11 protein-coding genes are annotated in these 11554 nt (G+C 68.3%); 5 read left to right on the top strand and 6 right to left on the bottom strand.

Annotation, left to right across the window (positions count from 1 at the left end; translation table 11 throughout):
• The first annotated feature begins 142 nt into the window (after nucleotides 1-142).
• The 5 genes from IG196_RS07335 (at nucleotide 143) to IG196_RS07355 (ending at nucleotide 4185) form a co-directional block, all read left to right on the top strand.
• Entirely contained in the window at nucleotides 143-1033 is an 891-nt protein-coding gene (locus tag IG196_RS07335; RefSeq protein WP_318646644.1) for a transporter substrate-binding domain-containing protein, read from the top strand.
• Between the two features lie 29 nt (nucleotides 1034-1062).
• Entirely contained in the window at nucleotides 1063-1803 is a 741-nt protein-coding gene (locus IG196_RS07340) for an aspartate/glutamate racemase family protein (RefSeq protein WP_192195611.1), read from the top strand.
• A 106-nt stretch (nucleotides 1804-1909) separates the two neighbouring features.
• A complete protein-coding gene (locus IG196_RS07345) occupies nucleotides 1910-2809 on the top strand; it encodes a dienelactone hydrolase family protein (RefSeq protein WP_192195612.1) in 900 nt (299 codons plus the stop codon).
• 114 nt (nucleotides 2810-2923) lie between these two features.
• Entirely contained in the window at nucleotides 2924-3829 is a 906-nt protein-coding gene (locus IG196_RS07350) for a ZIP family metal transporter (RefSeq protein WP_192195613.1), read from the top strand.
• Between the two features lie 137 nt (nucleotides 3830-3966).
• Nucleotides 3967-4185 carry a hypothetical protein gene (locus tag IG196_RS07355; RefSeq protein WP_095744272.1) on the top strand — a complete coding sequence of 73 codons (219 nt, stop codon included), beginning with the start codon at nucleotides 3967-3969 and terminating at the stop codon, nucleotides 4183-4185.
• 13 nt (nucleotides 4186-4198) lie between these two features.
• Here the strand turns inward: IG196_RS07355 and IG196_RS07360 are convergent, their stop codons facing one another.
• The 6 genes from IG196_RS07360 to IG196_RS07385 form a co-directional block, all read right to left on the bottom strand.
• The gene (locus IG196_RS07360) at nucleotides 4199-5584 is read right to left on the bottom strand and encodes an amidase (RefSeq protein ID WP_192195614.1); all 1386 of its coding nucleotides are present in this window, start codon (nucleotides 5582-5584) and stop codon (nucleotides 4199-4201) included.
• Nucleotides 5585-5651: 67 nt separating this feature from the next.
• Nucleotides 5652-7292: a dipeptide ABC transporter ATP-binding protein gene (locus IG196_RS07365; protein WP_192195615.1), complete on the bottom strand. Its 1641-nt coding sequence runs from the start codon at nucleotides 7290-7292 to the stop codon at nucleotides 5652-5654.
• A gap of 2 nt (nucleotides 7293-7294) precedes the next feature.
• Nucleotides 7295-8245 (bottom strand): ABC transporter permease, encoded by a 951-nt coding sequence (locus tag IG196_RS07370; RefSeq protein ID WP_192195616.1) that lies wholly within the window; start codon nucleotides 8243-8245, stop codon nucleotides 7295-7297.
• Nucleotides 8246-8276: 31 nt separating this feature from the next.
• Entirely contained in the window at nucleotides 8277-9218 is a 942-nt protein-coding gene (locus IG196_RS07375; protein ID WP_192195617.1) for an ABC transporter permease, read from the bottom strand.
• A 127-nt stretch (nucleotides 9219-9345) separates the two neighbouring features.
• A complete protein-coding gene (locus IG196_RS07380; protein WP_192195618.1) occupies nucleotides 9346-10938 on the bottom strand; it encodes an ABC transporter substrate-binding protein in 1593 nt (530 codons plus the stop codon).
• A 6-nt stretch (nucleotides 10939-10944) separates the two neighbouring features.
• On the bottom strand, nucleotides 10945-11484 hold the full coding sequence (locus IG196_RS07385; protein ID WP_192195619.1) for a MarR family winged helix-turn-helix transcriptional regulator: 540 nt from the start codon (nucleotides 11482-11484) through the stop codon (nucleotides 10945-10947).
• Nucleotides 11485-11554: the final 70 nt, after the last annotated feature.

Genomic DNA, 11554 nt, shown 5'->3' on the forward strand with positions numbered 1-11554 from the left:
GGGCCCCCGGCTTCGCCCGGAAATGCCAAAAGAACCCAGCCCATAACCTTTGGGCATGACCCCGGGGTTAATTGGAATTGTCCCGATGTGTCACTCCTTCTTACACTGGTTGTCTGTTCAATCCAACCGAATGAAGGCTCGAATGAAACTCTCCGTTTTGATGGCGTCCCTGGCTGCCGCGGTCCTCTTCACTGCACCGGCCGCGCAAGCTGCCGACACGCTCGCCAAGATCGCCGAGTCCGGCAAGATCTCGCTCGCCTACCGCGAGTCGTCGGTGCCCTTCAGCTACCTGGACGGCCCCAACAAGCCGATCGGGTTCTCGGTGGAACTCTCCAACGCCGTGGTCGAAGCGGTGAAGAAGAAGTTGAACAAGCCCAACCTGCAGGTCTCGCTGATGGCGGTCACCTCGCAGAACCGCATCCCGCTGATCACCAACGGCACCATCGACCTGGAGTGCGGCTCCACCACCAACAACACCGCGCGCGGCAAGGACGTGGCCTTTGCGGTCAACCACTTCTACACGGGCACGCGCCTGCTGACGAAGAAGTCTTCCAAGATCAAGGACTACGCCGACCTCGCGAAGAAGACCGTGGCCAGCACCACCGGCACCACCAACGCGCTGGTCATGCGCAAGTACAACACCGAGAAGAACCTCGGCATGGACATCGTGCTCGGCAAGGACCACGCCGACGCGTTCCTGCTGGTCGAGAGCGACCGCGCCGTGGCCTTCGCCATGGACGACATCCTGCTGTTCGGCCTCATCGCCAACTCGAAGAGCCCGGCCGACTACGAAGTGGTGGGCGAGTCGCTGCAGGTCGAGCCCTACGCCTGCATGCTGCCCAAGGACGACCCGGCCTTCAAGAAGCTGGTGGACGACACCTTCACCGCCATGATGAAGAGCGGCGAGTTCGAGAAGCTCTACACCAAGTGGTTCATGCAGCCGATCCCGCCGAAGAACGTGCCGCTGAACCTGCCGATGAGCGACCAGCTGAAAGAGAACCTGAAGGCCTTCAGCGACAAACCAGCGACCTGATCGCACAGAGAGAGCGAAAGAGAAAAGACATGGTCGCAGCCACACAGGTCGTCGGCATCCTCGGGGGCATGGGCCCCGCGGCGGGCGCCGACTTCGTCCGGCTCTTCGTGCAGGCCTGCGCACAGCAGATGCGTGCGCGCGGCGAGCCGGTGCGCGACCAGTCCTTTCCCGAACACTGGCTGGCGCAGGTGCCGGTGCCCGATCGCACCGGCGCGCTGGCCTCGGGTGAGCAGGGCGCGCACCAGCCGCTCGAGCCGATGCTGCAGGCGCTGGGCCGGCTGGCCGCGCTGGGCAGCCGCGCCGTGGCCATCGCCTGCAACACGGCGCATGCCTGGCATGCGAGCCTGCAGGAACGTTTTCCGCAGGTCGAGCTGCTGCACATGGCGCGCGAAACCGCGCGGCAACTGGCCGCGCAAGGCGCGACCGAGGTGGCACTGATGGCCACCGAAGGCACCTACCGCGTGCGGCTGTATGAAGAGGCGCTGGCCGAGGCCGGCCTGGGCTGCCATGTGCCGCTGGCCGACGAGCGTCAGACCATCATGCGCGGCATCTTCGACGGCGTGAAGGCCGGCAACCTGCCGCTGGCCGAACGCTGCTTCTCCGAGGTCGCGCTGCGGCTGGCCGAGCGGCACGGCCCGGTCACGATCATCATGGGCTGCACCGAGGTGCCGCTGGGCCTGCAGGGCTCGGCCGCGGTGGCGGGGCTGCGCCTTGTCGACCCGGCGCAGGTGCTGGCCGAGGCGCTGGCACGGCGGGCCTACGGCACCTAGCTGCTTTACCGCCCGGTCACACGGCCCGGCCCGATTTCGCCTACATTGCGGCGTGCGTTTTTCTACGCCACACCCCCTTGTCAGACGATTCAACCGGAGCCTTTGCATGACCTCCTTCGACGACAACCGTTCCGAATTCGATTCGCTGCGCCCCGGCGACAGCACCGAGCAGGGGGCCACGCGCCGCACTGCGCTCAAGGCCGCCCTCGGTGTCGGCTACGCCGCCGCCGTGCTGCCGGTGGCCGCGCAGACGGCCATCTCGACCCCGGCCGACGGCCTGAAGGCCGGCCCCATCAAGTACACCGTCAACGGCTTCGAGGTGCCTGCCTACGCCGCCGCGCCGGCCGGCAAGACCGGGCTGCCGGTGGTGCTGGTGATTCAGGAAATCTTCGGCGTGCACGAGTACATCGCCGACACCTGCCGCCGCTTCGCCAAGCTCGGCTACCTGGCCATTGCGCCCGAGCTGTATGCGCGCCAGGGCGATCCGCGCGGCTACACCGACATTCCCAAGCTGCAGGCCGACATCGTCAGCAAGGTGTCCGACGCGCAGGTCATGGCCGACCTGGATGGTGCGCTGGCCTGGGCCAAGGCCAACGGCGGCGACGCCAGCAAGGCCGGCATCACCGGCTTCTGCTGGGGCGGGCGCATCGTGTGGCTGTACGCCGCCACGGGCAAGGTCAAGGCCGGTGTGGCCTGGTACGGCCGGCTGGTCGGGCAGGCCAGCGAACTGCAGCCGAAACACCCGGTCGACATCGCCGCCAGCCTGCAGGCGCCGGTGCTCGGCCTGTACGGCGGAAAAGACCAGGGCATCCCCCTTGACACGGTTGATAAGATGAAAGCTGCTCTGGCCACTGGAACCCCGGCGGCCAAGGCATCGAGCTTCGTCGTGTACCCCGAAGCAGGCCACGCGTTGCACGCCGACTACCGTTCCAGCTACGTCAAGAGCGCCGCGGACGACGGCTGGCAGCGTGCCACGGCCTGGTTCAAAGCCAATGGTGTCGCCTGACTGAAGACGGCGGCCCCGTAGCCACCCTCCGCCGAAGGCCGTCCGAAGTGACGGCCTTTCTCTTTTTATGAACGGAACAAGGTCATAACGGCCGTCCCATTTGCGCAAGCAGCTATGAATTTGATAGTAATTCTCGTGGCGACCCTGGTCGCCGGCATCGGAAGCGTCTGGCTTGCGGCCCTGCTGTTGCGCGTGGGCGTGCGCAGCGGCGGCGGCGGCGTGAACCCGCAGCACCTGCTGAGCCTGGCGGCCGGCGCGCTGCTGGCCACCGCCTTCATGCACCTGCTGCCCGAGGCCTTCGAAAGCCGCATCGAGCCCGCGCTGCTGTTCGCGGTGCTGCTGTTCGGGCTGGTGTTCTTCTTCCTGCTCGACAAGGCCGAGCTGTGGCACCACGGGCACGAGCACCACCATGGCGACGTCGCACCCGCGAAGGGCGAAGCGCACGATCACGACGGCCACGACCACGGTCATTTACACGGCCACGCCCACCACCACACATCCCCCACGGGCGGCGGCAGCTGGGCCGTGCTCACCGGTGACAGCGTGCACTGCTTCGGCGACGGCATCCTGATCGCCTCGGCCTTCGTCGCCGACATCCGCCTGGGCCTCGTGGCCGCGCTGGCGGTGCTCGCGCACGAAGTGCCGCACCACATCGGCGACCTCGTCGTGCTGCGCCAGAGCTCGGCCAATTCGCGCGCGGCCCTGGTGAAGGTGTCGCTCGCGGGCACGATGACCATGCTCGGCGGTATCGCGGGCTGGTGGCTGGTCGACCAGCTGCATGGCTGGCTGCCGTACTTCCTGGTGCTGGCCGGCAGCAGCTTCGTCTACGTGGCGCTGGCCGACCTGATTCCGCAACTGCAGAAGCGCCTGCCCGCGCGCCAGACCGCGGCGCAGATCGCGTGGCTTGCAGCGGGCATCCTGCTGGTCACGCTCGTGAGCCGGCTCGCACACGGCGACCATGGCCATGAGCATGGCCACGATGAAGGACACGGCGAGCACGGCCACGTCCACAAGGACTGACGACGACGCGTGCGGGCGGCCTCGCGGCCTCGGGGGACGGGAAACTTTCCGACACCGACGTCAGCCCCTCGATCCACCGCAATGGGCAAAACAGGCGCACCATAGAGGGCCGTTCACCCATCTGCCGAGGAATTCTCATGACGCCCCACGCCGATGCCACCGCGCGCTCCGCCTCGTCGTCCGAAGACGACGATGACGACAGCACGCCTGCCGACGACTTCGATGAACTCGAAGCCGATGCGTCCGACGACCTGTCGGACGAAACGGGCATCGACCTCACCGATGCCAGCGAGCTCGATGCCGACAACGTGCCGGCCGACGAAGAGTTCGACCGCGTGATGAACGCGCCGGACTGATCTGCGGCCCGACTCAGGCCGGTTCAGGCCAGCGCGCCTGCGCCGGACGCACCGATTCATAGAAGCGCGCCATCTGCAGCACGCCCAGGTCGTCGAAGCGACGCCCCGCGATCTGCAGGCCGATCGGCAGGCCGCTCGTTGAGTGCCCGCAGTTGATCGACGCGGCCGGTTGTTCCGACTGGTTGAACACCGACGTGAAGTGTGAGTCTTTCAGCGGATTCTCCGAGCCGCTGTTGATCGCGTCTGCCGCGAACGGCAGCACCGGCGACACCGGCGACAGCACGTAGTCGAAGGGCTGCGTGGCCGCCACGGTGGCCGCGCGCAGCGCCTGCATGCGCGTGAAGGCACGGAAGGTGTCTTCGGGCGTGAGCGAGGCCGCAAATTCCGCCGCCTGATGGATGTAGCCGGCCGCGAGCTTCGCGCGTTCCGGCGGCATCGCGGCCAGGTCGACGCGGCAGCGCATCGTGAAGAAGTGGGCCATGCCCATGCGCATGTCGAGCGTGGTCCAGTCGGCCAGCGGCTCGACGATGGCGCCGGCCTGCTCGAACAAACGGGCCGCGGCCAGCACGGCCTCTTTCACTTCCGCATCGATGGGCCAGCCGCCCGTGGTCTCGGTCCACAGGCCGATGCGCAGGCCCTTCACATTGCGTTCGAGCCGTTGCCACGCCAGGTCGTTCGGCGGCAGGCTCATGTAGTCGCGCGCGTCGGGGCGCGTCACCACTTGCATCAGCAGCGCGGCGTCGGCGACGGTGCGCGTCATCGGGCCGATCACGCGCGCCGCGGCGGGCGGGTCGACCGGGATGCGGCCGTGGCTGGGCTTCAGGCCGAACACGCCGCAGAAGCTGGCCGGAATGCGCACCGAGCCGCCGATGTCGGAGCCCAGGTGCAGCGGGCCGTAGCCTGCGGCGGCGGCGGCGCCGGCACCCGAGCTCGAGCCGCCGGTGTTGCGGCCCAGGTCCCACGGGTTGCGCGTGAGTGCATGGAAGCTCGACGGCGCCGCGCCGAGGAAGCCGAAGTCGGGCATCGTCGTCTTGGTCACGATCACCGCGCCCGCTTCGCGCAGGCGTGCGGCGGCGGGGGCGTCGGCCGCGGCGGGCGCCAGCACGGTGGCCGCGCTGCCGATCGGCGTGGGCGTGCCGCGCGTGGCGATGTTTTCCTTCAGCGTGACCGGCACGCCGTCGAGCTCGCCCTGCGGCTTGCCCTGCGCCCAGCGCGCCTCGGAGGCGCGGGCCGAGGCCAGCGCGGCCTCGGCGTCCAGGCCGTAGGTGGCGTGGATGTGCGGCTCCCAGCGCTCGATGCGCGCGAGCACGGCCTGTGTCACCTCGACCGGCGACAAGGCGCAGTCACGGTAGTGTTCGAGTAGCTGGATGGCACTGAGTTCGTACAGGGGTGTTGTCATGGCTTCGCTTCTTCTTTGGGTGGTTGGATGAAGGTGGGTTGAAAAGACAGGGGGCAGGCGACGGCGCTCAGCCGCCTCCGAACGCATAGCCCTGGCCGGGCGCCGCGGCCAGCAGCGCGCGCGTGTAGGCCTCGCGCGGCGACAGCAGCACGTCGTGCGCGGTGCCTTGCTCGACGATGTGGCCCTGGTGCATCACGATCAGGCGGTCGCAGATCTGGCTGGCCACGCGCAGGTCGTGCGTGATGAACAGAATGCCGATCGACAGCCGCTGCTGGATCTCCGCGAGCAGCTTCAGGATCTGGTCCTGCACCGACACGTCGAGCGCCGACACGGCCTCGTCGGCGATCAGCACGCGCGGCTCGCAGGCCAGCGCGCGCGCAATGCACAGCCGCTGCCGCTGGCCGCCCGAGAACTCGCTCGGGTAGCGGTGCAGCACCTCGGGCTGCAGCCGCACCAGCGCCATCAGCTCCTCGGCGCGCTGCCAGGCCTTGGCGTGCGGCACGCCGAAATTCACCGGCCCCTCGACGATCGACTGGCCCACCGTGCGGCGCGGGTTGAGCGAGCGGTTCGGGTCCTGAAACACGACCTGCACCATGCGCCGGAACGCCGAGCGCTGCGCGCCGCGCGAGCCCTCGATGCCCGGCACGCGGATGTCGCCATCGGTCGGTTCGATCAGCCGCGCGATGCAACGCGCCACGGTCGACTTGCCCGAGCCCGATTCGCCCACGATGCCGACCGTTTCGCCCGCATGCAGCTTCAGCGACACGTCGGCCGCCGCATGCACCGTGCGGCGCTTGCCGGGCCAGCTGCCCGAGCGGTAGATCTTGCCCACGCCGCGCGCATCGAGCAGCGGCGCTTTCGTCTCGACCGGCGCGCGCAGCACCGGTGCCAGCCGCGGCACGGCGTCGAGCAGCATGCGCGTGTAGGCCTCTTTCGGTCGGCGCAGCACCTCGTCTTTCGGTCCGCTCTCGACCTGCCGGCCCAGCTGCAACACCACCACTTGGTCGGCGATGTCGGCGACCACGCCGAAGTCGTGCGTGATGAACAGCACGGCCGTGCCGTTCTCCTGCTGCATCTCGCGGATGAGCGACAGGATCTCGGCCTGCGTGGTCACGTCGAGCGCGGTGGTGGGCTCGTCGCAGATCAGCAATGCGGGGCGCAGGATCAGCGCGATGGCGATCACGATGCGCTGGCGCTGCCCGCCCGAGAGCTGGTGCGGGTAGGCGTCGTAGATGCGCTGGGGCTCGGGCAGCCGCACGCGCTCGAAGATGGCGAGCACGCGCTCGCGGCGCGTGGCGGCGCCCAGCGTCGTGTGCTCGGCCAGGATCTCGTCGACCTGCGCGCCGCAGCGCATCACCGGGTTGAGCGCGGTCATCGGCTCCTGGAACACCATCGCCATGCGCGCGCCGCGCAGGGCGCGCAGCCGCTTCGCATCGGCTGCGAGCACGTTCTCGCCCTGCACCTCGATGCGCCCGGCCGAGGGCCGCAGCGACGCGGGCAGCAGGCCCATCGCGGCCTGCGCGATGACCGACTTGCCGGAGCCCGATTCGCCGAGCAGGCACACGACCTGGCCGGGCATCACGTCGAACGAGATGCCATGCACCGCATGCGCGCGGTCGGCGCCGGCGGGCAGGTCGATGGCGAGGTCGCGCACCACGAGGCAGGGCGCGGTCGATGTCGCAGAAGCCGAAGAAGGGGTGGATGTCATGGTCAGGCTCCGCGCGGTTTGAACTTGGGATCGAGCGCATCGCGCAGGCCGTCGCCGAGCATGTTCACGGCCAGCACCGTGAGCGCCAGGAAGAGGCCGGGCAGCAGCACGGTCGACGGGTGCGAGGTGAAGTGCGTGCGGCCTTCGGACATGATGTTTCCCCAGGTCGGCACGTCGGACGGCAGGCCGATGCCCAGGAACGACATCACCGCCTCCACCAGCATCGCCGCCGCGCAGATGAAGGTGCCCTGCACGATCAGCGGCGCCACCGTGTTGGGCAGGATGTGGCGCAGCATCAGCTTCCAGGTCGGCGTGTCGAGCGCGACGGCCGCTTCCACATACGGCTCTTCGCGCACCGACAGCACCACCGAGCGCACCAGCCGCGCCACGCGCGGCGTCTCGGGCACCACGATGGCCAGGATCACCGTGAGCAGACTGGGCCGCCACACGGCCACCAGCACGATCGCGAACAGGATGCCGGGGATGGCCATCATCCCGTCCATCACCCGCATGATCACGCCGTCGAGCCGCCGGAAGTAGCCCGCCACCATGCCCACCACGAGGCCGAACGCGACCGAGCCCAGCGCCACCGCCACGCCCACCGACAACGAGATGCGCGCCCCGTAGGCCGTGCGGCTCCACAGGTCGCGGCCCATGCTGTCGGTGCCCAGCGGGAAGAAGCGCTCGAAGCTGTCGCCCGCGAGCGTCGTGAACTCGGTGCGCGTGCCGGGCGGCAGGTGCGAGTTCGCCGGGTCCATCGCGTTCGGGTCGATGGTGTAGAGCCAGGGCGCGGCCACCGCCAGCACCAGCATCGCGACCAGCAAGGCACCGCCGACGCGCACGGCGCCGTTGGCGAGCAAGCGGCGCAGCAGAGACCGGGTTGGGGCGCGCGGCGCGGCGGGAGGAACCGCCGTCAATGTGGGCGCATCGTCGCGCAGGGAAATCGAAGTCATGGCGAGGCTTTCGAAAGTCGGATGAAGGCTGTCAGTAGCGGATGCGCGGATCGAGCAGCAGGTAGCTCAGGTCCACCAGCAGGTTGACCACCACGTAGACCAGCGAGAAGAAGAGGGTGATGCCCTGGATCAGCGGGTAGTCGCGCGAGAGCACGGCGTCCACCGTGAGCTGGCCGAGGCCGGGGATCGCGTAGATCGTTTCGGTGACCACCACGCCGCCGATGAGGCCGGCCACGCTCAGGCCGATGACGGTGGCGATCGGCACGGCCGCGTTGGCCAGCGCGTGGCGCAGCAGCATGCGCCACTCCGAGATGCCCTTGGCGCGCGCGGTGCGCACGTAGTCTTCGGTGAGCGCCTCCGATACCGCCGCGCGCGTGACCCGCGCAATGAGTGCCGCGTACATCACGGCCAGCGTGATGCAGGGCAGCGCCAGGTGGCGCAGCCACGGGCCGATGCCGTCGCCGATGCGCTGGTAGCCCTGCGAGGGCAGCCAGCCGAGCTGCATCGAGAACAGCCAGATCATCACGTAGCCGGCCACGAACACCGGCACCGAGAAGCCGAGCACCGAGGCGCCCATGATGAAGCGGTCGAGCCGGCCGCCGCGCTGCGAGGCCGCGAGCACGCCCAGCGGCACGGCGATCAGCACCGTGAGCACCACCGTCACCGCCGCCACCGAGAGCGTGGGTTCCAGGCGCTGGCCGATCAGGTCGGTCACGCGCATCCGGTAGAAGAACGAGTAGCCGAGGTCGCCGCGCAGCACCTGGCCGAGCCAGTGCACGAACTGCGTCACGATCGATGCGTCCAGGCCCAGCTGCGCGCGGATGCGTGCGATGTCCTGCGCATTGGCCGCATCGCCCGCGATGGCCGCTGCCGGGTCGCCGGGCGTCATGCGCAGCAGCAGGAAGACGATGACGGCCACGATCAGGAGCACGGGCGCGGTGGCCAGTCCGCGGCGCAACAGGAAGTGGAGCATGTGAATCAGGTCCGTGACGAAGGGCCGGGCGTCCGGCGCGGGCAAAGGAAGTCCCGCCCGGCTGCCGCGCAAGGCGCAGCCGGTCAGGGGTGTCGATCAGAAAGGGGAGAGGGGCGCGCGGGCCTGTTTACGGCGCCGGCTTCTTGCGCACGTTCCAGTACAGCACCGCCGGCGAGGGCAGCAGGCCGGTGATCGTGCCGCGGCGCACAGCCGTGGGTGCCTTGGCTTCACCGAGCGGCGCGAGCACGCCGTGCTCGAGCACGACCTGCTGGATCTGTGTGGCGATTTCCTTGCGCTGCGCGAGGTCGGCGGTGGCGATGAACTTGGTCTTCAGCGCCTCGAGCTCGGGCACCACCGGCCAGCCGAAGTAGCCTTGGTCGCCGTTGCCGGTCAGCGGGCTGTAGCTGATGGGGCTGCTTGCGTCCACGCCGCCCCAGAAGGTGATGAAGGCGTTCCAGCCGCCGTTCTCGGGCAGGTCCTTCTTGGCGCGCCGCGTGACGAGCGTGGCCCAGTCGGTGGTCTGCACGTCGACATTGAAGCCCACCTGCTTGAGCAGCTGGCCGTACACCGCGGGCAGCTTGTTCAGCGCGGGCGCATCGCCGGGCAGCATGAGCACCACGGGCTTGCCGTCGTAGCCCGATTCCTTGAGCAGCTTGCGTGCCTCTTCGAACTGCGGCTTGCCGGTGTAGAAGCCGGTCTTGTCGCTCGCGTAGAGCGAGCCGCACAGGTAGATCGATGCGCAGGGCTTGTAGAAATCGCGGAAGGTGACCTGCGCGCGCAGCATGGCTTCCTGGTTGATGGCGAGCATCGCGGCCTTCAGCGCCTTGGGGTTGTTGAAGGGCGGCACCTTGTGGTTGTAGAGCACCGTGAAGGGGCCCGCCGGCATCACGTCGACCAGCTCGATCTTCTCGTTGGTGCGCATGCCGGTGTAGCCGGACGAGGGCACGGTCTCGAGCATGTCGACCTCGCCGTTGAGCAGCGCATTGGTCTGCGTCTGCGGGTCGCGCAGCATCACCCATTCGACGCGGTCCACGTGCACCACCTTGCCGCCGGCCAGGCCCGAGGCGGGTTCCTTGCGCGGCACGTAGGCGGTGTTCTTGCGGTAGATGACGCGGTCGCCGGGGCGGAAGTCTTCCTTGGCGAGCGTGAAGGGACCGGAGCCCACCATCTCGTCGATCTGCTTGTCGGCAGGCGTGTCGGCCACGCGCTTGGGCATGATGAACGGCACCAGCGGGTTGGGCTTGCCGAGCGCGTCGAGCACCACGCCGAAGGGCTGCTTGAACGTCATGCGAAAGCCGTTGGGGCCGTCGGCGGCGATGCTGCCCATCGCCTCGTACATCTTCTGGCCCAGCGTGTCGCGCTTGGCCCAGCGCGCCAGCGAGGCGATCACGTCCTGCGAGGTGACCGGTGCGCCGTCATGGAACTTCAGGCCTGGGCGCAGCGTGAAGCTCCACACCTTGTTGTCGGCGCTTGCGCTGTACTTGTCGACCATCTGCGGCTTGATGACGCCCTTCTCGTCCATCGCGAAGAGGGTGTCGTAGATCATCAGGCCGTGGTTGCGCGTGATGTTGGCGGTGGTCCAGATCGGGTCGACGATCTTCAGGTCCGACGAGGGCACGGTGCGAAGCACGGTCTGGGCGGACGCGGTGGCGGCGAAGCACAAAGCGAGCGCCGACAGGGAAGCCGCCGCGACGCGGCGCGGTGAAAAATGGATTGCCATGGAGCCTTACTTCTTTCGGGAGGGAGCGGAAGACGAGGGAGAGGAAGACGGGGGCGATTCCTTGCTTTCGCGCAGCTGCACCAGCAGGAATTCGAAGATGTCGCGCGAGCCTTCTTCGGCGTCGATGAGCTTGTGCATGATGCGGCGCAGGTTCTCGATGTCGGCGACGCTCAGGCAGTCGAGAAAGCGCGCTTCCATCTCATGTCCGATGGGCTCGGCGCGCAGCACCATGTCGACACCCGTCTTGCTGAGGCACAGGCGGATCTGCCGCGCGTCCTCGGTGCCGATCTGGCGCTCGACCAGCTTGCGCTGCACCAGCGAACTCACCAGCTTGGAGACCAGCGTCTTCTCGATGCCGCAGGTCTGCACCAGCTGGCCCATGGTGATGCCGGGCTCGGCGCCGATCATGCGCAGCAGCCGCACGTCGCGGATCGACAGGCCGAGTTCGATCTCGTAGATGCGCGAGCCGCGGTCGCGCGTGCGCTGCGACGCCAGGTCGATCAGCACGTTGAGGTAGTCGTTCTTCAGGCGAAGCGGGGCGTGCATGGCGGGTTGGTAGAAGTCTTCAATAGTTGAAATGTTCAACTATGTGGACGAACTACGCAAGCTCCGGGCC

Source organism: Variovorax sp. 38R, assembly GCF_014843395.1.
Classification (GTDB): Bacteria; Pseudomonadota; Gammaproteobacteria; order Burkholderiales; family Burkholderiaceae_C; genus Variovorax; species Variovorax paradoxus_H.